General features: G+C 72.8%; 8 protein-coding genes. All 8 read left to right on the forward strand.

The window, feature by feature from the left end:
- The first annotated feature begins 160 nt into the window (after nucleotides 1-160).
- Nucleotides 161-403 carry an MbtH family protein gene (locus tag LG391_RS23850; protein ID WP_225770541.1) on the forward strand — a complete coding sequence of 81 codons (243 nt, stop codon included), beginning with the start codon at nucleotides 161-163 and terminating at the stop codon, nucleotides 401-403.
- A 4-nt stretch (nucleotides 404-407) separates the two neighbouring features.
- On the forward strand, nucleotides 408-1,142 hold the full coding sequence (locus LG391_RS23855) for a thioesterase II family protein (RefSeq protein ID WP_225770542.1): 735 nt from the start codon (nucleotides 408-410) through the stop codon (nucleotides 1,140-1,142).
- 11 nt (nucleotides 1,143-1,153) lie between these two features.
- Nucleotides 1,154-2,128, forward strand: coding sequence for a TauD/TfdA family dioxygenase (locus LG391_RS23860; protein ID WP_225770543.1), 975 nt, complete (start codon nucleotides 1,154-1,156; stop codon nucleotides 2,126-2,128).
- Between the two features lie 21 nt (nucleotides 2,129-2,149).
- Nucleotides 2,150-3,835 carry a cyclic peptide export ABC transporter gene (locus tag LG391_RS23865; RefSeq protein WP_225770544.1) on the forward strand — a complete coding sequence of 562 codons (1,686 nt, stop codon included), beginning with the start codon at nucleotides 2,150-2,152 and terminating at the stop codon, nucleotides 3,833-3,835.
- Nucleotides 3,836-3,843: 8 nt separating this feature from the next.
- Nucleotides 3,844-8,364, forward strand: coding sequence for a condensation domain-containing protein (locus LG391_RS23870; protein WP_225770545.1), 4,521 nt, complete (start codon nucleotides 3,844-3,846; stop codon nucleotides 8,362-8,364).
- Entirely contained in the window at nucleotides 8,361-11,540 is a 3,180-nt protein-coding gene (locus LG391_RS23875) for a non-ribosomal peptide synthetase (protein ID WP_225770546.1), read from the forward strand. Before LG391_RS23870 ends, LG391_RS23875 begins: the two co-directional genes overlap by 4 nt.
- A 5-nt stretch (nucleotides 11,541-11,545) precedes the next feature.
- Nucleotides 11,546-19,285, forward strand: coding sequence for a non-ribosomal peptide synthetase (locus LG391_RS23880; protein ID WP_225770547.1), 7,740 nt, complete (start codon nucleotides 11,546-11,548; stop codon nucleotides 19,283-19,285).
- The coding region (locus LG391_RS23885) for a non-ribosomal peptide synthetase (RefSeq protein WP_225770548.1) at nucleotides 19,282-25,591 on the forward strand (6,310 nt) is incomplete at its 3' end. The genes LG391_RS23880 and LG391_RS23885, both read left to right, overlap by 4 nt.

Raw genomic sequence — 25,591 nt, forward strand, 5'->3', positions numbered from 1 at the left:
TGTCGGCTCCTGATCGATCTCCTTCAAGCCACCGGACAGCGCAGAAGACCAAGTCAAGATGCCAAGCCGAAGCCAATTCGGCAGGGTGTCGTGTGGCTGCATCTGCAAAATCCGTAAAATTCTCTTTATCTCTGCGTGCGATATCGGCGAGGAGCGCCTGATGGCCTTCGATCGGGACGACACCGTCTTTCACGTCGTGGTCAACCACGAGGAGCAATATTCGATCTGGCCCGACTACAAGGAGATCCCCGCGGGTTGGACCGCCGTGGGCAAGACCGGCCCGAAGCCGGAATGCCTGGCCTATATCGCCGAGGTCTGGACCGACATGCGGCCGCTGTCGCTGCGCCGTCACATGGACGGCCCGGCCACCGCGGACATCCCCCCGGCCGACGCGGCGCAGTGATCGGATGAGCGCCGTCGCCGCCCGGCTGTTCTGCCTGCCTTATTCGGGCGCCAGCGCCATGGTCTATGCGCGATGGCGCCGGGCGCTGCCGTCCTGGCTGGCGGTGCATCCGGTCGAACTGCCCGGCCGCGGCGCCCGCGCCGGCGAGCCGCTGTCGACCGACCCGGTCCGCCTGACCGCGTCATTGGCAGCGGAGGTCGAGAGCCTGATCGACGGGCCCTACGCCCTGTTCGGCCACAGCCTGGGCGGCCTCCTGGCCTTCGAGCTGGCACATGCCCTGCTGGAGCGCGGCGCCGCGCCGCCGCTGGTGCTGTTCGCCTCCGGCAGCGAGGCGCCGGCGATGCGCGACGACCGCGACCTGGCCCGGCCGCGCAGCGATGACGAGCTGATCGCCGATCTGCGCGGCTATCATGGCACGCCGGAGGAGGCGCTGGCCGATGCCGAACTGATGGCGGTCGTGCTGCCGGTGTTGCGGGCCGATTTCATGATGGCCGGCGCCTATGCCTACCGCCCGCGCCCGGCGCTGCCCTGTCCGGTGCATGTCCTTGCCGGCACTCGCGACGATCTCGACCGCCCCGCGCTCGAGGCCTGGGGCCGGGAGACGTGCGGCGGCTTCGCCATCGACCTGTTCGAGGGCGGCCACTTCTTCATCCACGCCCGTCAGGCAGAAGTGCTCGGTGTCGTCGACGCCGCCCTGTCGCGACGGCTGAACGGCGGCCCGGCCGCCACGCTTCAGTGAGTGCCCACGCCATGGATGCCGTGACCACGCTGACGATCCGCCCGCTGCGCGACGAGGGCTCCCTGCCGCTGCTGGTCGAGCCCGCAGGCGGCACCCCGTCGCTGATCGAGGCCTTGCCGGAGATCCGGCCGGTCGTCGACCGTCACCTGATCGTTGAGGGCGGGCTGCTGTTCCGCGGCTTCGCGCTGGACGGCGCCGACGCCTTCCGTAGCTTCGCCGCCGGCTTCGGCCACCCGCTCCTGACCTATGAGTTCGGCTCGACCCCGCGCAGCAAGGTGACGCAGGGCGTCTACACCTCGACCGAATACCCGCCGCATCAGCACATCCCGCTGCACAACGAGCAGGCCTACACCCGGGATTGGCCGATGAAGATCTGGTTCTACTGCCAGCAGGCGGCACCGGAAGGGGGCGAGACGCCGATCGCCGACAGCCGCGCCGTCTACCGCGCCATGCCGGCAGCGCTGCGCGACCGCTTTGCCGCGAAGGGCCTGATGTATGTCCGCAACTACGGCAACGGCCTCGACGTCTCCTGGCAGCAGGTGTTCGGCACCGAGGATCGCGGCGAGGTCGAAGCCTATTGCCGCGGCCACGGCATCGACTGCGAGTGGAAGCCGGACGGCGAGCTGCGCACCCGCCAGGTCTGCCAGGGCGCGATCGCCCATCCGGTGACCGGCGAGATGCTCTGGTTCAACCAGGCCCATCTGTTCCATGTCTCGAACCTGGAGCCCGAGGTGCGGTCGACCCTGCTGGAGCTGGTCGACGAGCCCGACCTGCCGCGCAACGTCTATTACGGCGACGGCTTGCCGATCGAGGACGAGACGCTGGCCGTCGTCCGCGAGGTGCTTGAGGCGCACAAGATCAGCTTCCCCTGGCAGGCGGGCGACGTGCTGATGCTCGACAACATGCTCACCGCCCATGCGCGGGCGCCTTTCAAGGGGCCGCGCAAGGTCATCGTCGCCATGGCGGAAGCGCACGGCCTGCACTGACGCTCCGAGCCGGAGAAAGACGTGTCGCTTCTCGGAATGCTGCTCCGCGGATCGCGCACCTTGTTCGCGGCCGCCATCCTCGCGAGCCTGGCCTGCGGGCTGGGCGGCGCGCTGCTGGTGCTGTTGATCAACCGCGCCTTGCATGCGCCAGCGGAGGCGCTGCCGCAATGGCTGCTGCCCTTCGTCGCCGCGGCGCTGCTGGTGATGGCGGCGCAGGTCTCGTCGCGCGCCCTGTTCGCCCGGCTGGGGCAGCGCGCGCTGGGTGGGCTGCGGCAGCATATCGCCCAGGCGGTGGTGGCGGCCCCTTACCGGCAGCTGGAGGTCGTCGGTCGGGCGCGGATCCAGTCGCTGCTGACCGACGACGCCTCGGCCATCGCCACCTTCTGCATGGGCCTGCCGATCCTGGTGACCAACGGTGTCGTCATCCTCGGCGTCCTGGCCTATCTCGTCACCCTGTCCTGGACCTTCCTGCTGCTCGCCGCGGCGGTGATGGTGCTCGGCTCGATCGGCCATCAGCTCGGCTACCGGCGCGTGCTGTCGCATTTCCGCGAAGCGGGCCGCGGCCAGGATCGGCTGTTCAGCCAGTTCGAGGCCCTGAACGGCGGCGCCAAGGAGCTGAAGCTGAACGCCGGCAAGGCGCGCCGCTTCCTCGACGTCGTGCTGGCCGAGGCGATCGATGCGGTGGCCCGCAGCCGCATCCGCGGCCTGTCGCTGCTGGCCTTCGCCGATGGCTGGGGCCGGCTGCTGTTCATGGCGACGATCGGGACGGCGCTGTTCGCGCGGATCTGGATCGCGCCGGGGGATGCCGGGGTCGTCACGGGCTACGTCATCGCCTTCCTCTACATCATGGGCCCGCTGGAAGGGCTGTTGGCCAACATTCCGCATATCGGCATGGCCCGGGTCGCGCTCGGCCGTATCGGCGATACGCTGGCGAAGCTGGACACGGGGGCAGGGGGCCGCGCCCCGGCACCGCCGCCGGCCGGGCGCGAGGTCACCCTGGTGCTGGAGGGCGTGACCCACGGCTACTATGACGAGCGTGAGGACGAGGTCTTCACTCTCGGTCCGGTCGACCTGACGCTGCGGCCTGGCGAGGTCACCTTCCTGGTCGGCGGTAACGGCAGCGGCAAGACCACGCTGGCGAAGCTGATCACCGGCCTCTACGTGCCCGAGGCCGGCACCATCCGCGTCGACGGCCAGGCACTCGCCTCACCGGGCGGCGAAGCACACCGGCAGCTGTTCTCGGCCGTCTTCTCCGACTTCCATCTGTTCGAGACACTGCTGGAGACGGCGGAAGGGTCGCTCGACGACCGCGCCAACAGATGGCTGCGCCAGCTCCATCTCGACCACAAGGTCGCGGTCCGCGACGGCGCCTTCTCCACCCGCGACCTGTCGCAGGGGCAGCGCAAGCGCCTGGCGCTGGTGGCCGCCTGCCTCGAGGACCGGCCGGTCATGGTGTTCGACGAATGGGCGGCCGACCAGGACCCGCAGTTCAAGGACGTGTTCTACCGCGAGGTCCTGGCCGAGCTGAAGGCCCGGCGGAAGACGGTGCTGGTCATCACCCATGACGACCGCTGGTTCCCGCTCGCCGATCAGCTGGTCAAGCTCGACCGCGGCCAGGTGGTCGAATGCAGCGGCCCCGCCGCGGCCGGGCCGGCGCCCCAGCGCGCCGTCAACGGTCACGATCTCTCCCTCTCGCCGGTATCATGAGGTTCGCCGTGAGCGACGCTGCCTTCGATCTTCGCCCGCGCCGCGACGCCGCCGCCCCGCTGGCGCTCGACTATGCCGATGCCGAGACGCTGATCGAGCTGCTGCGCCGCCGTGCCGCCGCCGATGACGGAGGGCCGGCGCTGCGATTCCTGACCGACGGCGAGACGGTCGGCGAGACCCTGGGCTACCGCGCTCTCGACCTGCGGGCGCGGACGATCGCCGCGCACCTCCTGGCCGTGGCGGCGCCGGGTGACCGGGCGCTGATCCTGCTGAACAGCGGGCCGGACTACGTCGCCTCCTTCTTCGGCTGCCTCTATGCCGGGGTGATCGCCGTGCCGGCCTACCCGCCGGAGGGCATGAGCCGCCACCATGTCGAGCGGCTGCAGGGCATGGTCGAGGATGCCGGCGCCCGCCTGCTGCTGACCGACCGTTCCCATCGCGCCTCGGTCGAGGCCCTCTGCGCCGGTCAGGACGGCGTCGACGTGATCGCGGTCGACGCTCTGTCCTCGGTCCTTGCCGAAGCTTGGCGCCCGCATCCGGCAAAGGGCGACGACATCGCCTTCCTGCAATACACCTCGGGCTCGACCGCAAACCCGAAGGGCATCGAGGTCACCCACGCCAACCTGATCGACAACCAGCGGATGATGGTGCATGGCTGCGGCGTCACCGCCGACGACGTGCTGGTCTCCTGGCTACCGCTCTATCACGACATGGGGCTGATCGCCGGGCTGATCCTGCCCTTCTTCGCCGGTATCCCGCTGGTGCTGATGGCGCCACAGCACTTCCTGGCCCGGCCGGCGCGCTGGCTGGAGGCGATGCACCGCTTCGGCGCCACCCTCAGCGGCGGCCCCGATTTCGCCTACCGCCTGTGCTGCGAGCGGGTCAGCGACAAGCCCCTGGCCGGGCTCGATCTGCGCTCCTGGCAATACGCCTTCTCGGGGTCCGAGCCGGTGCGGGCCGACACGTTGGCGGATTTCGCCGCCCGTTTCGCCCCCGCCGGCTTCCGGCGCGAGACCCTGGCCCCCGCCTACGGATTGGCCGAGGCCACGCTGACCATGTCCTGCAGCCCGCGGCCGCACGCCTATGTCACGCTGCGCGTCGACCCGCAGGCCTTGGCGGCGCACCGGGTGGTGCCGAGCGGCGAGGGCATCGAGCTGGTCAGCAGCGGCCGGCCGATCCGGCCGGAGCAGCTGCGCATCGTCGATCCGGAGACGCTGCAACCGCTCGGCGAGGATGCCGTCGGCGAGGTCTGGGTGACCGGCGGCAGCGTCACCCGCGGCTATTGGCGCAATCCGAAGGCGACGGGCGAGGCGTTCCTGGATCGGGGCGAGGGCGTCTGGCTGCGCAGCGGCGACCTCGCCTTCCTGCACGAGGGCGAGCTGTTCATCACCGGCCGCCGCAAGGATGTGATCATCATCCGCGGTCAGAACCGCTATCCGCAGGACATCGAGAAGGCTGTCGAGGCCGGCGTGCCCCAGATCCGCAAGGGCCGGGTCTCGGCCTTCGCGGTCGAGCATGACGGCCGCGAGAGCATCGGCGTCGCGGTCGAGATCAGCCGCACCACGCAGCGCAAGACGGCGCCGGAGGCGCTGGTCGAAGCGATCGACCGCGTCGTCGCCGATGCCCAGCAGGAGCCGACGGCGCTGATCGCTCTGCTGGACCCCGGCACCCTGCCGAAGACCACCAGCGGCAAGCTGCAGCGCTCCGCCTGCCGCGACCGGCTGGCTTCGGGCGAGCTGCAGGCCTGGCATCTGTACCGCCGCCCGTTGGCCGGCGCCGGGGCGCAGGATCGTGAGCCGCCGAAGAGCGGGACCGAACAGCGCCTGGCCGCGATCTGGACCGACCTCCTGGATTGCGGGCCGATCGGCCGCGGCGACCAGTTCCTGGCCCTGGGCGGCCATTCGCTGCTGGCGATGCAGGCGATCGACCGGATCCGGGCCGAATTCGGCGTCGAGCTGGCGCTGCGCGAGGTCTTCGCGCCGCACAGCCTGGCCGAGTTTGCCGCCCGGCTGGACGCGGCGCCGCGCCGGGCGCCGGAGGCCGGGCTGCCGCCGGTGACGGCCGAGTCGCGGCAGCCGGAGATGCCGCTGTCCCTGGCGCAGCAGCGCCTGTGGCTGGCCGAACGGCTGGCGGGGGAGGCGGCCCGCAGCGCCTACAACCTCACCGGCCAGCTGCGCCTGACCGGCCCGCTGTCCCGGCCGGCGCTGGAGCGCGCCCTAGCCGGGCTGCTGGCGCGGCACGAGATCCTGCGCACCGCCTATCCCGAGGATGCCGACGGCGTGCCGGTGGCGCGGGTCGACGCCGACGCCGTCCTGGCGCTGCCTGAGATCGATCTCTCCACCCTCGACCCGGCCCGGCGTGAGGCGCGGCTGGCCGAGATCGAGGCGGAGGAGGCGCGGCGGCCCTTCGACCTGGCGGCGGCGCCGCTGCTGCGCGCCACCCTGCTGCGGCTCGGGCCGGCAGAGCACAGCCTGCTGCTTGGCCTGCACCACATCGTCGCCGATGGCTGGTCGATCGGCGTGCTGATCGACGATCTCGGCGCGCTGTACCGGGCCGCGCTGGAGCACGGCCCGGCCGAGCTGGCGCCGCTGCCGGTGCAGTATCTCGACTACGCGCTGTGGCAGCGCCGGCTGCTGCAGGGCGAGGGGCTGGACCGGCAGAAGGCGTTCTGGCGCGACCGCCTCGCCGATGTTCCGCACCGGCTGGAGCTGCCGGCCGACCACCCCCGTCCGGCCGTGGCTTCCCAGGCCGGGGACAGCATTCGATTCAGCCTGCCGGGGCCGCTGGTCGCGCGGCTCGAGGCGCTGGGCCATGCCCGCGGCGGCACGCTGTTCATGGTGCTGCTGGCGGCGTTCGAGGCGCTGCTGCACCGCGTGACCGGCGCCACCGATTTCGTCATCGGCACCGATGTCGCCGGCCGGCCGCGGCGCGAGCTGGACCGGCTGGTCGGCTTCTTCGTCAACGTCCTGCCGCTGCGCGCCCGCCCCACCGGAACGACCCCGTTCGCCGAACTGCTGGACCGGGTGCGCGAGGACTCGCTGCAGGCCTTCGAACAGCCGCTGCTGCCCTTCGACCAGATCGTCGAGGCCGTCGGCGCGCCGCGCGACCGCGCCCGCAACTCGCTGGTGCAGGTGCTGTTCGTGCTGCAGAGCGCGCCGCGCGGCCGCTTCGGCGTCGACGGCCTGACGGCCGAACTGCGGCCCGCCCAGGCCCATGGCTCGAAATTCGACATGGCGCTGTTCCTCGACCCGCTCGGCCCCCGCGCCGCGCAGGGGTTGGAAGGCGAATGGGTCTTCGCCACCGACCTGTTCGCCCGGCCGCGGGTCGGGCGGCTGGTGGCCGCCTGGACCTCGCTGCTGGAGCAGATCGCCGAAACCCCGGACCGCTCGCTGAGCGGCTTCACCCTTCCCCCCCTGGAGGAGTCCGCGATGTCGTCGACCGCGTCGCCGTCCGAGACCACCGCCCGCATGGGCGCCAAGCTGGACAAGCTGAAGAAGTTCGCATCCCCCGCCGCCCGTCCGGCCACTGCCGCGGCGCCGGCGCGCGAGCTGGTGCGGACCTCGTCCCTGACCCCGGGCGCGATCTTCCCGCTGGTGGTCGAGCCGGCCAGCGCCGATCTCGACGCCGTGGCCTGGGCCGCCGCGCATCGCGATCAGGTCGAGGGCTGGCTGCGGCGCCATGCCGGCCTGCTGTTCCGCGGCTTCGGCCTGACCACGCCGCAGGAGTTCGAGGCCTTCGCCGAGGCGCTGCAGCCCGGCCTCTACGGCTCCTATGGCGACCTGCCGAAGAAGGAAGGCGGCCGCAACACCTACCGCTCCACGCCGTATCCGGAGCGGAAGATGATCCTCTATCACAATGAGAGCTCGCACCTGCCGCGCTGGCCGCGCAAGCAGTGGTTCTTCTGCGAGCAGCCGTCCCCGGTCGGCGGCGCCACCCCGATCGTCGACTGCCGCGAGCTGTACCGCCGGCTGCCGGCCGAGCTGGCGGAACGCTTCGACCGCCTCGGCCTGACCTATGTCCGCACCTTCACCGAGAATCTCGACGTCGACTGGCGCGACTTCTTCAAGACCGACAGCCGCGAGGAGGTCGAGGCCCGCTGCCGCGCCGCCGGGGTCGACTTCGCCTGGATCGGGAAGGACGAGCTGCAGACCCGCACCCGCTGCCCGGCGGTGATCACCCATCCGCTGACCGGCGAGCGCTCCTTCTTCCACCAGGTCCAGCTGCACCACACCCGCTGCCTCGACGCCGATGTGCGCGAGGACCTGCTGGCCATGGTCGGGCCGGAGCGGATGCCGCGCCAGGTGTTCTACGGCGACGGCTCGCCGATCGAGGACGCAGTGATGGACCTGATCGGCGAGCTGTACGAGGCCTGCGCCGTGCGCTTCGACTGGCGCCGCGGCGATGTGGTGATGCTCGACAACATGCTCGCCGCCCATGCCCGCGACCCGTATGAGGGGCCGCGCCGCATCGTCGTGGCGATGGGCGACATGGTCGACCGCAGCAGCCTCGGGCAGGGGGACGCGCAATGACCGACCTCGCCCTCTCCGCCGGGGCCGAGACCTGGCCGCTCGGCCCCGAGCAGCGCGTCGCCGCGGAGCATCCCGAGGCTGTCGCGACCCTGGTCGTCGCCATCGCCGGCGAGCTGGACGAGGCGCGGCTGCGCACGGCCCTGCTGCGCGTCGCCGGCCGGCACGACATCCTGCGCACCGCCTTCGTCGCCGTCCCCGGCTTTCGTGGCCTGCGTGCCCGGCCGCTCGACGCTCCGGCCGAGCCGGCCTGGTCCGCGCACGACCTGCGCGGCCGGGCCGATGCGGCCGAGGCCATGGCCCGGGATCTGGCGGCGCAGAGGGACGCCGGGTTCGACCTCGGCTCCGGCCGGACCCTGCGGGCCACGCTTTACCGGCTGGGCGACGCGGAGTGGCGCATGGCGCTGCTGGCCTCGCCGCTGGCGGCCGATCGCGGCGCGCTCGACCTGATCCTTCGCGCGCTGCGCGACGAAGTTGCGGGTGCCGCCGTGCCGGCCAACGAGGACGGCGTCGCCTACGCGCAGTATGTTGAATGGCGCGCCGAGATGGCGGCCGACGAGGATGCCGACGAAGGCCGTCGCTATTGGCAGGACCATCTCGGCCCTTCGGCGCCGCCGGCCCTGCATCTGCCCTATCGCCATCCCGACGCCGGCCCGGCCGTGCGTGGCAGTCTCGAGGCCGCGATCGACGCCTCCGTCGCCCGGCGGCTGGCGGATCTCGCCGCCGCGCGCGGCATCGGGCTCGACGCGGTGCTACAGGCGGCCTGGTGGGCGCTGCTGGCTCGCATCTCCGGCCGGGCCGAGCTGGTGGCGGGCTGGCAGCATGACTGCCGCCGCGACTACGACGCCTTCGCCAAGACGGTCGGTCCGTTCGACAAGGTGCTGCCGCTGCGGCTGGCGGCCGACCCGGCCGGGACCTTTGCGGCCTTCCTTGACCGTCTCGCCCCGGTGCTCGACAGCCATCGCGGCTGGCAGGAGCACTGGGCGGTCGAGGCGCCGGGCCGCAGCGACCATCTTGTCGCCGGCTTCCGCATCGCGAGCCATATGGCCGATGACGATGCCTGGCGCCTGGTTTCGGCGGACGGCAGCCAGCCCTTCGAGCTGGCGCTGCAGGCCGACCTCGCCGAGGACGGCAGCCTCCGTGCCGTCGCCCTGCATTGGGATGGCGGCCGCTACGGCGACGCGGCGATGGAAACGCTGCTGGAGCAGGTCGTGACCCTGCTGTCCGAACTGCCCGACGAGCTCGACACGCCGCTCGGCGCCCTGTCGCCGGTCGGCGCGGCGGAGCGGGCGCGGCTCGCAGCCTTCGACGCCACGGCGCAGGCCCCGGCGCCTGGCCGGTCGCTGCCGGCGCTGATCGCCCGCTGGGCTCACGAGACCCCGACGGCGCCGGTCCTGGCCGGCAGCGGCATCGCCCTCGACTATGCCGGGCTGAATGCGCGGGTCGATGCGCTGGCCGCCTGGCTCGCCGCCCAGGGCGTCGGCCGGGAGGCCATCGTCGCGCTCGACATGGCGCGCTCGGCCGACATGGTCGTCGCGCTGCTCGCCGTCTGGCGCGCCGGCGGCGCCTATCTGCCGCTCGACCCGCAATGGCCGCAGGCGCGGCGGCAGCTATTGCTCGACCAGGCCAGGCCGGTGCTGGCGCTGACCGACGCGGCCGACCCGGTCGCCTCCGACACGATCCCGGTCCACACGCTGGCCGCGGCGATGGCGGAGCCGGTTTCGGCGGACCTCCCCGACCTCGGCGACGATGATCCGGCCCGCGTCGCCTATGTGCTGTTCACCTCCGGCTCGACCGGCACGCCGAAGGGCGTGGTGATCGAGCACGGCCAGCTCCGCACCTATGTCGAGGCGGTCAGCGAGGCGCTCGGCCTTGCCGGCTGCCGGCGCTTCGCCCTGACCTCGACCGTCGCCGCCGATCTCGGCAACACCGTGCTGTTCGGCGCGCTGCGCCATGGCGCCTGCCTCGCGGTGGCGGACGAGGCGGAGATGGCCGACGGCGCCGCCTTCGCCGGCTTCCTGCGGCGGCACGGGATCGACTGCGCCAAGCTGGTGCCGTCGCATCTGGCGGCGCTGCTCGACGCGCCGCAGCCGGTGCTGCTGCCGGCGACGCTGATCCTGGGCGGCGAGGCCACGCCGAGGGCGCTGGTCGACCGCATCCTCGCCGTGGCGCCGCAGTGCCGGGTGTTCAACCATTACGGCCCGACCGAGACCACGGTCGGCGTGCTGGTGCATGCCCATGACCCCGCGGCCCCGGTCTGGGCCGGCGATGCGCTGCCGCTGAGCCGTCCGCTGGCCGGCAGTGCGGTGCTGGTGCTCGACGCGGCCGGCCGGCCGGCGCCGACCGGCGCGGTGGGCGAACTGCATATCGGCGGCGCCCAGCTCAGTCGCGGCTATCTGCACGACGATGCGGCCGGCGCCTTCGTCGAGCATGAGGGCCGGCGGCTCTACCGCAGCGGCGACTTGGCGCGGCATCTTCCGGACGGCCGCCTGCAAGTGGTCGGCCGGGCCGATCACCAGGTGAAGATCCGCGGCTTCCGGGTCGAGCCGGGCGAGGTCGAGGCCGCGCTGCAGGCGCTCGACGGCGTGCAGCAGGCGGTCGTCATCGTGCATCGGCCGGAAGGTGGGGAGGCGCGGCTGGTCGGCTTCGTCACCCTGGCCTCGGGCGAAACGGACGCTGCGGCGCTGCGCCCGGCCCTGGCGGCGCGCCTGCCCGGCCCGATGGTGCCGGCGCAGATCGTGGCGCTCGACCGGATGCCGCGCCTGGCCAACGGCAAGATCGACCGCCGCGGCCTGCCCGATCCGGCGACCCTGGTCGAGGCCAGCGCCAAGGTGGCGCCGCGCGACCCGGTCGAGACCCTGCTGCGCCAGATGGCGGCGGAGCTGCTGGACCGGCCGGCCGAGGCGATCGGCGTCACCGACGACTTCTTCGACATCGGCGGCAACTCGCTGCAGGTGATCAAGCTGGTCGCCCGCATCCGCAAGCTGTTCCAGGTCGAGGTGCCGCCCGGCATCGTCTTCGACCATCCCAGCATCGCCGCCCTGGCCCAGGCGCTGCGCGGCCATGCGGCGCCGGGGCGGGTCGACCAGATCGCCACGCTCCGCCTCAGCCTCGACGGGATGGGCGAGGCGGAACGGGCGGCGCTTCTGGAGAAGGCGCGGCAGGCCAAGGCTCCCTGAGCATCATGCCCGACGAGACTATGAATCTCATCGACACCGACGCGCTGCTCGCGCTGCTGCTGGACGACGACGCCGTGGATCCTGACGCGATCCGGCCGCGCGGCGGCGAGGCCCCGGCCCCGCTGTCCTTCCAGCAGCAGCGCCTGTGGTTCCTGCAGCACTACGACCCGGAAAGCGCGGCCTACAACTCGGTCCGCGCCCTGCGGCTGCAGGGCCGGCTGGACGTGCCGGCGCTGGAGACCGCGTTCCGCCGGCTGGTCGAGCGCCACGCCGTGCTGCGCACCCGTTTCGAGGGCGGGGAGGGAGAGCCGCGGCAGGTGGTGCTGCCGGAGGTCGATGTCGCGATCGAGCATGCCGTGCTGCCGGCGGCCGGGACGCCGGGCGCGGAGCAGGCACTGTCCGCCTGGCTGCAGGCGCGGGTGCGCCGGCCCTTCGACCTCGGCCGGCCGCCGCTGCTGCGCGTCGCCCTGGCCCGGCGCGGGGAGCCGCAAGACGGCGAGTGGGTGCTGCTGCTGGTGATGCACCACATCGTCGTCGATGCCTGGTCGACCGCGGTGCTGGTGCGCGACCTCGCCCGCGCCTATGGCGAGGCGCTAAGCGACCCGGCCCGCCGGGGGCGTCCGCTGCCCACCCCGGCGCTGGGCTATGCCGACTATGCCGCTTGGCAGCGCCGGCGCTTTGCCGGCGAGCGCCGCGACCAGGTCGTGGCGCGGTGGAAGGACTATCTCGGCGACGACGTGCCGGTGCTGGCCCTGCCGACCGACCGACCGCGCGACGCCGAGGGCAACCGCCCCGGCGGTCGCATCGATTTCCTGCTGCCGCCGGATCTGGTCCGCTCGGTCCAGGCTTTGTGTCGGGAAGAGGGCTGCACGCCCTTCGTCGTGCTGCTCGCCGCCTGGCAGGTCCTGCTCGGCCGCCTCTCCGGCCAGTCGGATTTCGCCGTCGGCGTGCCCAACGCCGCGCGCGGCCGGGCCGAGGTCCAGGACCTGCTCGGCTTCTTCGTCAACACCCAGGTCTACCGCGTCCGGCTCGATCCTCGTCTCACGGTTCGGGCTCTGTGCCGCCGGCTGCGCGGCGAGGCGATGGCCGCGCTCGACCAAGCCGATGTGCCGTTCGAGCTGCTGCTGGACGGGCTCGGCGTCGCCCGCAACGCGCGGCACGCGCCGCTGTTCCAGTCGCTGTTCAACTTCCGCGCCAGCCGCGACGCGGCGCCCCTGGCGCTGGACGGGGTGGCGGCCGAACTGATCGACGTCGACACCGGCACCACCCAGTTCGACCTGTCGCTGGACGTCGCCGCCGAGGGCAACGGCATCGATTGCCGGATGGAGTTCGATTCCGGGCTGTTCGAGCGGGCGACGGTGGAGCGCTGGCGTGACAGCTTCGTCGCGGTGCTGCGCCGGATGGTGTCGGCCCCGGACCGGGTGGTGGGAACCATCGGCCTGCTGACGGCCGCCGATGAGGACCGTCTGGCGCGGTGGAACGCGACGGATGTGGCCTATGAGGCGGTGCCGACGGTGCTGTCACTGATCGGACGGCAGGCGCGGGCGACACCGGAGGCGGAGGCGCTGGTGTTCGGGGCGGAGCGGCTGAGCTATGCCGAGCTGGAGCGGCGGACCAGCCGGCTGGCCCGGGCGCTGGCGGCGAAGGGCGTCGGGCCGGACGTGCTGGTCGGGGTGGCGGCGGAGCGGTCGGTGGAGATGGTGCTGGCGCTGCTCGGCATCGCCAAGGCCGGCGGGGCGTATCTGCCGCTCGACCCCGAGCATCCGCGCGAGCGGCTGGCCGGCACCATCGCCGAGACCGGCCTCAGGCTGGTGCTGGCCCAGGCGCATCTCATCGACCGGCTGCCGCAGGTTGACGGCGTCGAGGTGGTGGCGCTGGAGGGCTGGGACCTGTCCGGCTATCCGGAGCAGGCGCCGGTGGTGAACTGGCATCCGGAGGGTCTGGCCTACTGCATCACGACCTCGGGCTCGACCGGCAAGCCGAAGGCGGTGGGCAACAGCCACAAGGGGCTGTTGAACCGTCTGCAATGGATGCAGGCGGAGTACCGGATCGGTCCGGGAGACCGGGTGTTGCAGAAGACGCCCTACGGCTTCGACGTGTCGGTGTGGGAGTTCTTCTGGCCGCTGATGACCGGGGCCTGCCTGGTGGTGGCCGAGCCCGGGGTGCACAGGGATCCGGAGGCGCTGGGTCGCATCATCCGGGCGGAGGGGATCACGACGCTGCACTTCGTGCCGTCGATGCTGGGGGCGTTCGCGGCGTCCGGCGAGCTGCCGGCCTGCACCAGCCTGAAGCGGATCCTGTGCAGCGGCGAGGCGCTGCCGATGGCGCTGCAGGACGAAGTGCTGGGCCAGACCCGGGCGGAGCTGCACAACCTGTACGGCCCGACCGAGGCGGCGATCGATGTCACTTTCTGGGCCTGCCGGCCGGAGGAGGGACAGCGCAGCGTGCCGATCGGGCATGCGATCGCCAACACCCGGATCCACATCCTCGACGCCGATCTCAATCCGGTGCCGGAGGGTGTGTCGGGGGAGCTGTACATCGCCGGGGTGAACCTGGCGCGGGGGTATCTCGGCCGCCCGGACCTGACGGCGGAGCGGTTCGTGCCGGATCCGCAGGGGCCATCGGGCAGCCGGATGTACCGGTCGGGCGACCTGGTGCGGCGCCGCGGGGACGGGGCGATCGAGTATCTCGGCCGGCTGGACCATCAGGTGAAGCTGCGCGGCCTCCGGATCGAGCTCGGCGAGATCGAGGCCGCCCTTCGTTCCCATCCCGGCGTGCGGGACGCGGTGGTGGTGCTGCGGGAGGGCCGCCTGGTCGGCTACGCCGCCGGCGAGGCGCAGCCCGACGAGGCCGAGCTGAAGCGGCACCTGTCGGCGCTGCTGCCGGACTACATGGTGCCGTCGCGGATTGTCGGGCTCGCGGCCCTGCCGGTCTCGGCCAACGGCAAGCTGGACCGCAAGGCCTTGCCGGCGCCGGAATGGGAAGGCAGCGCCGAGACCCTGGCCGAGCCGGAGGGCGAGACCGAGCAGGCCATCGCCCGCATCTGGTCGGAGGTTCTGGGCCTGCGTCAGGTGGGCCGGGAGGACAACTTCTTCGAGCTGGGCGGCGACTCAATCTTGTCGCTGCAGGTGGTGTCGCGGGCGCGTCGTGCGGGTCTGGTGCTGACGCCGCGGCAGCTGTTCGAGCACCAGACGGTGCGGGGTCTGGCGGCGGTGGTCGGGCGCGAGGTTGCAGTGGTGGAGGAGGCGGCGACGGGCGAGGCGCCGCTGCTGCCGATCCAGCGCTGGTTCTTCGGGGCGGCGATCCCGGGGCGGCAGCACTGGAACCAGTCGGTGCTGCTGGCGCCGCGGGAACGGCTCGAGGCCGAGGCGCTGCGGCGGGCGATTGCGGCGGTGGTGGGCCATCACGCTGCGCTGCGGCTGCGCTTCGTGCGGGGCGCGGACGGCGCCTGGACCCAGGCCTATGCCGAGCCTGAGGAGCAGGACTGGCTGTGGGTCCGCAGCGTCGCCGACGAGGCCGAACAGACGGCCGTGGCGGAGGACGCCCAGCGCAGCCTGGACCTGGCCGGGGGCCCGCTGCTGCGGGCGGCGCTGGTCGAACGCCGGGACGGCACCCAGCGTCTGCTGCTGGTGATCCACCACCTGGTGGTGGACGGCGTGTCATGGCGGATCCTGCTGGAGGACCTGCAGGCGGCCTACGGCCAGGCCGTGGCCGGGGAGGCCATCGCCCTGCCGGAGGCGAGCAGCGGCTACGGGGCCTGGGGCCGGGTGCTGCAGGCCCATGCGGCGAGCCCGGAGCTGCTGGCGGAACTGCCGTACTGGCAGGGCGTGCTGGACGGCCCGTCGGCCTTCCCGGCGGCACGGCCGGAGGGGGCGGACACGGAGCGGGCGGAGCACCGGCAGCGCTTCGATCGGGATCTGACCGAACGGCTGGTGACGGCGGGGCGGGCGTGGCGGGCCGGGGTGGAGGACCTCTTGCTGACGGCGCTGGCGCGGGCGCTGTGCCGGCACACCGGGCAGGCCTCGGCGCTGGTGGCGCTGGAGGGCCATGGCCGGGAGGCGCTGGGCGGGCTGGACCTCAGCCGCACGGTGGGATGGTTCACCAGCCTGTACCCGGTGCGGCTGACTCCGGCGGAGGATCCGGAAGCCTCGCTGAAGGCGGTGAAGGAACAGCTGCGGGCGGTGCCGAACCGCGGCCTCGGCTACGGCGTGCTGCGCTACATGGGTTCGCCCGAGGTGCAGGCGGCTCTGTCGGGCCGGCCGTGGCCGGCAGTGACATTCAATTATCTGGGGCGGTTCGACGGTGTGACGGCGGGGGCGTTCGCCCTGGCGCGGGAGAGCGCCGGGCAGGACCAGTCGGAGGGTTCGCCGCTCGGGGCCGAGCTGGTGGTGAACGGCCAGGTGGCGGAGGGCGTGCTGGGCCTGACCTGGCTGTTCAGCGCCGCCCGGCACGACGCCGGCACGATCGAGGGCTTGGCCCAGGCCTTCGCGGCGGAGCTGGAAGCGCTGATTGCGCTGTGCTCCTCCCCGGGGGCAGGCGGTCTGACGCCGTCGGATGTGCCGCTGGCCGGTCTGACGCAGGCGGAGCTCGACGCGCTGCCGGTGCCGGCGGCGGAGGTGGAGGATCTGTACCCGCTGTCGCCGATGCAGCAGGGGATGCTGTTCCACAGCCTGCAGGTGCCGGAGCTGTATGTGACGCAGATCCGGGTGGATGTGGACGGGCTGGACGCCGGCCGCTTCGCCCGGGCCTGGGAGGCGGCGGTGGAGAGCCACGCGATCCTGCGCACGGGGTTCCTGTGGCAGGGCGACAAGCCCTTGCAGCTGGTGCGGCGGCGGGTGCCGTCGCCGGTGGAGCGGCTGGACTGGCGGGGCCGGCCGGATCTGGAGCCGGCGCTGGCGGATCTCGCCGCATCGGACCGGTCGCGGGGCTTCGACCTGGCGGCGGCGCCGCTCTTGCGGGTGCTCTTGGTGCGGACGGCGGAAGATCGGCACCGGCTGATCCTGACCAGCCACCATCTGCTGCTGGACGGCTGGAGCACGTCGCGGCTGATCGGCGAGGTGCTGACGCGGTACCACGGCGCGGCCCCGGCGCTGCCGGCGGGCCGGTACCGGGACTACATCGCCTGGCTCGGCCGGCGCGACCAGGCGGCGGACCAGAGCTTCTGGCGGGAACGGCTGTCCGGGGTGGAGGAGCCGACGCTTCTGGCCGCGGCGCTGCCGGCGCCGGAGCCCGAGCCTAGGCATGACAGCCGGAAGCTGCGGCTGGATGCGGCGGCGACGGAGGCGCTGAAGGCCTTTGCCCGGCGCGAGCACGTGACCCTGAACACGGTGCTGCAGGGGGCGTGGGCCCTGCTCTTGTCGCGGATCACCGGGCAGCGCCGGGTGGTGTTCGGGGCGACGGTGTCGGGGCGTCCGGCGGAGCTGGGCGACGCCGAGGCGCTGCTGGGGCTGTTCATCAACACCCTGCCGGTGGCGCCGGCGCTGGATCCGGCGGGGCGGGTCGGCGACTGGCTGCGGGATCTGCAGGCGGAGAATGCGGCGCTGCGGGAGCACGAGCACACGCCGCTCTACGAGATCCAGGGCTGGGCCGGGCATGGCGGACGGGCGCTGTTCGACACGATCCTGGTGTTCGAGAACTATCCGGTCGACCAGGCGCTGCGGGAACGCGACGGCAAGGGGCTGCGCTTCGGCCCGGTCGCGAACCTGGAGACGACGAACTACGCCCTGACCCTGACGGTGCAGGCGGGCGGAGACCTGGAGATCGGCTGGAGCTGGCGGCGCGACGCCTTCGACCAGGATCGCATCGCCCAGCTGATGCGGCAGCTCGAGGCGCTGCTGCGGCGGCTGGCCAACGACTCCGCCGCAAGGCTGGGCACGCTTGCCCTGCCGACCGCGGAGGATCTGGAGCGCCTGTCGCAGTGGAACGCAACGGACATCGCCTATGAGCGCGTCCCCAACGTCCTGTCGCTGATCGGGCGTCAGGCGCGGGCGACGCCGGAGGCGGAAGCGCTGGTGTTCGGGGCGGAGCGGCTGAGCTATGCCGAACTGGAGCGGCGGACCAGCCGGCTGGCCCGGGCGCTGGCGGCGAAGGGCGTCGGGCCGGACGTGCTGGTCGGGGTGGCGGCCGAGCGGTCGGTGGAGATGGTGCTGGCGCTGCTCGGCATCATGAAGGCGGGCGGGGCGTACCTGCCCTTGGACCCCGAGCATCCGCGCGAGCGGCTGGCCGGCACCATCGCCGAGACCGGGCTGAGGCTGGTGCTGGCCCAGGCGCATCTCATCGACCGGCTGCCTGAGGTTGACGGCGTCGAGGTGGTGGCGCTGGAGGGCTGGGACCTGTCCGGCTTTGCGGACGAGGCGCCTGTGGTGGATTGGCATCCGGAGAGCCTGGCCTACTGCATCACCACCTCCGGCTCGACCGGCAAGCCGAAGGCGGTGGGCAACAGCCACAAGGGCCTCTTGAACCGTCTGCAATGGATGCAGGCGGAATACGGCATCGGTCCGGGGGACCGGGTGCTGCAGAAGACGCCCTACGGCTTCGACGTGTCGGTGTGGGAGTTCTTCTGGCCGTTGATGACCGGAGCCTGCCTGGTGGTGGCGGAGCCGGGCGCTCATCGCGATCCCGCCGCCCTCGGAGAGGTGATCCGGGCGGAGGGGATCACGACGCTGCACTTCGTGCCGTCGATGCTGGGGGCGTTCGCGGCGTCGGGCGAGCTGCCGGCCTGCACCAGCCTGCGCCGGATCCTGTGCAGCGGCGAGGCCTTGCCGATGGCGCTGCAGGACGAAGTGCTGGGCCAGACCCGGGCGGAGCTGCACAACCTGTACGGCCCGACCGAGGCGGCGATCGATGTCACTTTCTGGGCCTGCCGGCCGGAGGAGGGACAGCGCAGCGTGCCGATCGGGCATGCGATCGCCAACACCCGGATCCACATCCTCGACGCCGATCTCAATCCGGTGCCGGAGGGTGTGGCCGGGGAGCTGTACATCGCCGGGGTGAACCTGGCGCGGGGGTATCTCGGCCGTCCGGACCTGACGGCGGAGCGGTTCGTGCCGGATCCGCAGGGGCCATCGGGCAGCCGGATGTACCGGTCGGGCGACCGGGTGCGGCGCCGCGGGGACGGGGCGATCGAGTATCTCGGCCGGCTGGACCACCAGGTGAAGCTGCGCGGCCTCCGGATCGAGCTCGGCGAGATCGAGGCCGCCCTTCGTTCCCATCCCGGCGTGCGGGACGCGGTGGTGGTGCTGCGGGAGGGCCGCCTGGTCGGCTACGCCGCCGGCGATGCCCAGCCGGACGAGGCCGAGCTGAAGAGGCACCTGTCGGCGCTGCTGCCGGACTACATGGTGCCGTCGCGCATCATGGGGCTCGCGGCCCTGCCGGTCTCGGCCAACGGCAAGCTGGACCGCAAGGCGCTGCCGGATCCGGACTGGGAGAGCGCGGCCGAGACCCTGGCCGAGCCGGAGGGCGAGACCGAGCAGGCCATCGCCCGCATCTGGCAGGACGTCCTCGGCCTCGCCCATGTCTCCCGGCACGACGACTTCTTCCAACTCGGCGGGCACTCGCTGCTGGCGACCCGGGTGGCGTCGCGGCTGCGCCAGACCCTGGGCGTGGAGCTGCCGCTGGCGGCGCTGTTCGAGGCCCGCACCATTGCCGGCCTGGCCGCGCTGATCGACCGACATGGCCGCGCCGACGCCGCGGCGGAACTGAATGCGATGTCCGACCTCCTGGACGCGCTGGAGCTGTCCGAATGAACGACATGACCTTGGCCGATCCGATGCGCGCGATCGCCGAGCGCGTCGCCGCCCTGCCGGCCGACAAGCGCCGGCAGTTCCTGGTCCAGCTCGACGCCAAGGGCATCAGCGCCCAGCGCCTGCCGATCGTGCCGGCGCCGCGCGACGGCGACCTGCCGCTGTCGCACGCCCAGCGTCGCCTCTGGCTGCTGTGGCAGCTGGAGCCGGAAAGCGCGGCCTACCACATCACCGGCGGGCTGCGCCTGTCGGGCGACCTCGATCCGGCCGCGCTGCAGGCGGCGCTGGACGGGCTGGTCGCCCGGCACGAGGCGCTGCGCACCGTCTTCCCGGAGGTCGATGGCGAGCCGCGGCAGCGCATCCTGCCGCCGGTGCCGGTGAGCCTCGCCTGGATCGACCTGTCGGCCGGACGGCAGGCCCGGCTCGACGAGGTCTCGGCCACCGAGGTGCGGCAGACATTCGACCTCGCCACCGGCCCGCTGCTGCGCGCCACCCTGGTCCGGCTGGCGGCGGACGAGCACGTGCTGCTGCTGACCCTGCACCACATCGTCGCCGATGGCTGGTCGCTCGACCTGCTGGTCGAGGATCTGGTGCGCGGCTATGACGACCACCGGTCGGGCCGGGCGCAGCGCGCCGCGCCGGAGATCCAGTACGCGGATTACGCGGTCTGGCAGCGCCAGCTGATGGAGGCCGGCGAGGGCGAACGCCTGCTCGCCTCCTGGGTGGAGAAGCTGGGCCCGGAGCAGCCGGCGCTGGAGCTGCCGGCCGACCGGCCGCGCCCGAGCGAGCCGAGCTGGCGCGGCGACACCGTCGCCTTCGACCTGCCGGACGACCTCTCGACATCGCTGCGGACGCTGGCGCAGCGGCAGGGTGCGACCCTGTTCATGGTGCTGCTGGCCGGTTTCTCCGTGCTGCTGCGGCGGCTCGGCGGGCGGGATGATCTGCGCGTCGGCGTGCCCGTCGCCAACCGCCAGCGCCAGGATGTCGAGGCGGTGGTCGGCTGCTTCGTCAACACCCAGGTGCTGCCGGTCAAGGTCGACGGCCGGGCGGATTTCCGGTCGTTGCTGGCGGCGGTGCGCGACACGGCGCTGGCCGCCCAGTCGCACCAGGCGCTGCCCTTCGAACGGCTGGTCGAGGCGCTCAACCCCGAGCGCAGCCTGAGCCGCAACCCGCTGTTCCAGGTGATGATGCAGCATGGCCGGCGGCGCGATGCGGCGGCGCTGCGCCTCGGCGATGTGCGGGCCGAGGTCCTGGCGCGGTCCGGCGGCAGCGCCCAGTTCGACCTGAGCCTGACCACGGCGGAGGACGAGGCCGGGCGGATCTCCGCCGAGCTGACCTATGCCACCGAGCTGTTCGAGCGGGCGACGGTGGAGCGCTGGCGCGACAGCTTCGTCGCGGTGCTGCAGCAGGTCGTGACGCATCCCGACCGACCGCTGGCGCGACTGGACCTCCAGACCGATGCGGACCGTGAGCGCCTGTCCGCCTGGAACGCGACGGATGTGGCCTATGAGGCGGTGCCGACGGTGCTGTCACTGATCGGACGGCAGGCGCGGGCGACACCGGAGGCGGAGGCGCTGGTGTTCGGCGCGGAGCGGCTGAGCTATGCCGAGCTGGAGCGGCGGACCAGCCGGCTGGCCCGGGCGCTGGCGGCGAAGGGCGTCGGGCCGGACGTGCTGGTCGGGGTGGCGGCCGAGCGGTCGGTGGAGATGGTGGTGGCGCTGCTCGGCATCGCCAAGGCCGGCGGGGCGTACCTGCCCTTGGACCCCGAGCATCCGCGCGAGCGGCTGGCCGGCACCATCGCCGAGACCGGCCTGAGGCTGGTGCTGGCCCAGGCGCATCTCGTCGACCGGATGCCTGAGGTTGACGGCGTCGAGGTGGTGGCGCTGGAGGGCTGGGACCTGTCCGGCTTTGCGGACGAGGCGCCTGTGGTGGATTGGCATCCGGAGAGCCTGGCCTACTGCATCACCACCTCCGGCTCGACCGGCAAGCCGAAGGCGGTGGGCAACAGCCACAAGGGCCTCTTGAACCGTCTGCAATGGATGCAGGCGGAATACGGCATCGGTCCGGGGGACCGGGTGCTGCAGAAGACGCCCTACGGCTTCGACGTGTCGGTGTGGGAGTTCTTCTGGCCGTTGATGACCGGGGCCTGCCTGGTGGTGGCCGAGCCCGGAGCGCATCGGGATCCGGAGGCGCTGGGGCGGGTGATCCGGGCGGAGGGGATCACGACGCTGCACTTCGTGCCGTCGATGCTGGGGGCGTTCGCGGCGTCGGGCGAGCTGCCGGCCTGCACCAGCCTGCGCCGGATCCTGTGCAGCGGCGAGGCGTTGCCGCGCGAACTGCAGGACGAAGTGCTGGGCCAGACCCGGGCGGAGCTGCACAACCTGTACGGCCCGACCGAGGCGGCGATCGATGTCACCTTCTGGGCCTGCCGGCCGGAGGAGGGACAGCGCAGCGTGCCGATCGGGCATGCGATCGCCAACACCCGGATCCACATCCTCGACGCCGATCTCAATCCGGTGCCGGAGGGCGTGGCCGGGGAGCTGACCATCGCCGGGGTGAACCTGGCGCGGGGGTATCTCGGCCGCCCGGACCTGACGGCGGACCGGTTCGTGCCGGATCCCGATGGTCCTGCGGGCAGCCGGATGTACCGGTCGGGGGACCTGGTGCGGCGCCGCGGGGACGGGGCGATCGAGTATCTCGGCCGGCTGGACCACCAGGTGAAGCTGCGCGGCCTCCGGATCGAGCTCGGCGAGATCGAGGCCGCCCTTCGTTCCCATCCCGGCGTGCGGGACGCGGTGGTGGTGCTGCGGGAGGGACGGCTGGTCGGCTATGTCGCCGGCGACGCCGCGCCGGACGAGGCCGAGCTGAAGCAGCACCTGTCGGCGCTGCTGCCGGAGTACATGGTGCCGTCGCGGATTGTCGGGCTCGCGGCCCTGCCGGTCTCGGCCAACGGCAAGCTGGACCGCAAGGCCTTGCCGGATCCGGAGTGGGAGAGCAGTGCCGAGACCCTGGCCGAGCCCGAGGGCGAGACCGAACAGGCCATCGCCCGCATCTGGTCGGAGGTTCTGGGCCTGGGTGCGGTGGGCCGGGACGACAACTTCTTCGATCGCGGCGGCGACTCAATCTTGTCCCTGCAGGTCATCGCCAGGGCCCGGCGGCAGGGGCTGGTCCTGACCCTCCGCGACACCTTCCAGCACCAGACCGTGCGGGCCCTGGCCGCGGCGGCGCGGCGGGGGACGGCGCCGGCAGCCGTTCCGGCCTCGACCGCTGCCACTGAGAGGCCGAGGCGCCTGACGCCGTCGGACCTGCCGCTGGCCGGGCTGACTCAGGCGCAGATCGACGCCCTGCCGGTCCCGGCCGCGGAGATCGCCGACGCCTATCCGCTGTCGCCGCTGCAGCAGGGGCTGCTGTTCCATGCCCTGCACGCCACGGAGGCGGGGCTCTACGTCAACCAGGTGCTGGCGACCTTCGACGGGCCGCTCGACGCCGGCCGCTTCGCCGGCGCCTGGAAGGCCGCGATCGAGCGGCACGACATCCTGCGCACCGGCTTCCTGTGGGACGGCCCGGCGCCACTGCAGCTGGTGCGGCGCGGCGTGGCCGTGCCGGTCGAGATCCGCGACGGGCACGGCCTCGACGAGCCGGGGATCGCCGAGATCGCCCGCTGGGAGCGCGAGCGCGGCTTCGACCTGGCCACGCCGCCGCTGATGCGGGTGCTGCTGCTGCGGGTGGCCGACGACCGGCACCGGCTGATCTGGACCTTCCACCACATCCTGATGGACGGCTGGAGCACGTCGCGGCTGATCGGCGAGGTGCTGTCGCAGTATCACGGCGCGGCGCCGGCCGCCGGCCCGGGCCGCTACCGAGACCACATCGCCTGGCTGGCCGGCCGCGACGCCGCGGCGGACGAGGCCTTCTGGCGCGGCCAGCTGGCCCGGCTGGAGGCGCCGACCCGGCTGGCCGACGCGCTGCCGGCCCCGCTGGAGAAGGGCGACGGGCACGGCGTCCGCGCCACCCGCCGCGATGCCGCCCGGCTGACCGCCTTCTGCCGGCGGCAGCGCATCACCTTGAACACCCTGGTGCAAGGCGCCTGGGCGCTGCTGCTGTCGCGCTACACCGGCCAGGCCGGCGTCGCCTTCGGCGCCACCGTGGCCGGCCGGCCGGCCGAGCTGCCGGGCGCCGAGACGCTGCTGGGGCTGTTCATCAACACCCTGCCGGTGATCCAGAGGCCGGACCCCGAGGCCCGGGTGGGCGACTGGCTGCGCCAGGTGCAGGACGTGATGCTGGCGCTGCACGAGCACGAGCACACGCCGCTCGCAGACATCCAGCGCTGGGGCGGGCAGGGCGGCCTGTTCGACACGCTGCTGGTGTTCGAGAACTACCCGATCGACCGCGCCGCCCGTGCCGGCGGTGACCTGCTCGTATCGGCGGCGGGAACGGTGGGAGCGACGCCTTACCCGCTGTCGCTGGCGGTCCCGGCCCGCGACACGCCCGACATCGCCCTCGGGTATCGCCGCGACGCCCTCGCGCCGGCGCCGGTCGAGGCGCTGGCCCGCCACCTCGACACGCTGCTCGACCGCCTGGCCGGGGGCGAGGGCGCTGCGCTCGGCTCCCTGTCCCTGCTGGCGGAGGCGGATCTGGCGCAGCTCGCGGCATGGCAGACCGAGCCGTATGAGGCCGAGCCCTATCGGTCGGTCCAGGACTGGATCGCTCATTGGGCGGCGGCGGAGCCGGGCCGGACGGCGGTGATCTTCGACGACCGCGAGGTCAGCCGGGGCGAGCTGGAGCGGCGGGCCAACCATCTCGCGCACCGTCTGGTCCGGGCCGGCGTCGGGCCGGACGTGCTGGTCGGGGTGGTGCTGGAGCGGTCGGTCGAGCTGCTGGTGGCGCTGCTGGCGGTGCTGAAGGCGGGCGGCGCCTATGTGCCGCTGGCGCCGGACGCGCCGGCGGCGCGGCTGGCCGAGGTGGCGGCCGACAGCGGGCTGCGCCTGGTGCTGACCCAGGCCTCGCTGGCCGCAAGGCTGCCGGAGGGGCTGGAGCGGATGCTGGTCGAGGCCGAGGCCGGCGAGGCCGAGGCAGGGCCGGCGGTCGATCTGCACCCCGACAACCTCGCCTATGTGATCTACACCTCGGGATCGACCGGCAAGCCCAAGGGCGTCGCCGTGGCCCACGGCCCGCTGGCCATGCATTGCCGGGTGACCGCGCCGCTCTATGACATGGACGAGAGCTCGCGCGAGTTCCACTTCATCGCCTTCAGCTTCGACGGCGCGCATGAGCGCTGGCTGACGGCGCTGACCTGCGGCGCCAGCCTGGTGCTGCGCGACGAGAGCCTGTGGCCGGCCGAGAAGACGCTGGCGGCGATCGGCCGGCACGGCGTCACCAATGCCGGCTTCCCGCCGGTCTACATCAACGAGATGGCGGCCTGGGCCGAAGAGACCGGCCGATGCCCGCCGGTCGACCTCTATTCCTTCGGCGGCGAGGCGATGCCGGCGGCGGGATACGACCGCGTGCGCCGGACTCTGCGGCCGCGGGCGATGATCAACGGCTACGGCCCGACCGAGGCGGTGGTGACGCCGCTGGTGTGGAAGGGGACGGCGGACACGCCGTGCGACGGCGCCTATGTGCCGATCGGACGGCCGGTGGGCGACCGCCGGGCCTATGTGCTGGACGGGCGGCTGCAGCCGGTGCCGGTCGGCGTGGCGGGAGAGCTCTATATCGGCGGCACCGGCCTGGCGCGTGGCTATGTCGGCCGCCCGGACCTGACGGCCGAGCGCTTCGTGCCGGACCCGTATGGCGAGCCGGGATCGCGGATGTACCGCACCGGCGACGTGGTGCGGTGGCGGCCGGACGGGGCGGTCGAGTATCTCGGCCGGGCCGACCATCAGGTGAAGATCCGGGGCTACCGGATCGAGCCGGGCGAGATCGAGGCGCGCCTGCTGTCGCACCCGCAGGTGCGCGGTGCGGTGGTGTCGGCGGTGGCCTCGCCGGGCGGCAGGCGCCTGGTGGCGCATGTCGCGGCGCCGGAGGCCGGGGACGGCCTCGAGTCCGAGCTGAAGCGGCACCTGTCGGGGCTGGGGCCGGACTACATGGGGCCGTCGCGGATCCTGGTGCTGCCGGCGCTGCCGTTGCTGCCGACCGGCAAGCTGGACCGCAAGGCCTTGCCGGAGCCGGAATGGGAAGGCAGCGCCGAGACCCTGGCCGAGCCGGAGGGCGAGACCGAGCAGGCCATCGCCCGCATCTGGTCGGAGGTTCTGGGCCTGCGTCAGGTGGGCCGGGAGGACAACTTCTTCGAGCTGGGCGGCGACTCAATCT

The organism is Inquilinus sp. Marseille-Q2685 (genome assembly GCF_916619195.1).
In the GTDB taxonomy this organism is placed as follows: Bacteria; Pseudomonadota; Alphaproteobacteria; order DSM-16000; family Inquilinaceae; genus Inquilinus.

Coding starts and splice junctions, on each gene's coding strand:
- LG391_RS23850 (WP_225770541.1), top strand. CDS start 161: ATGGCCTTCGATCGGGACGACACCGTCTTTCACGTCGTGGTCAACCAC.
- LG391_RS23855 (WP_225770542.1), top strand. CDS start 408: ATGAGCGCCGTCGCCGCCCGGCTGTTCTGCCTGCCTTATTCGGGCGCC.
- LG391_RS23860 (WP_225770543.1), top strand. CDS start 1,154: ATGGATGCCGTGACCACGCTGACGATCCGCCCGCTGCGCGACGAGGGC.
- LG391_RS23875 (WP_225770546.1), top strand. CDS start 8,361: ATGACCGACCTCGCCCTCTCCGCCGGGGCCGAGACCTGGCCGCTCGGC.
- LG391_RS23880 (WP_225770547.1), top strand. CDS start 11,546: ATGCCCGACGAGACTATGAATCTCATCGACACCGACGCGCTGCTCGCG.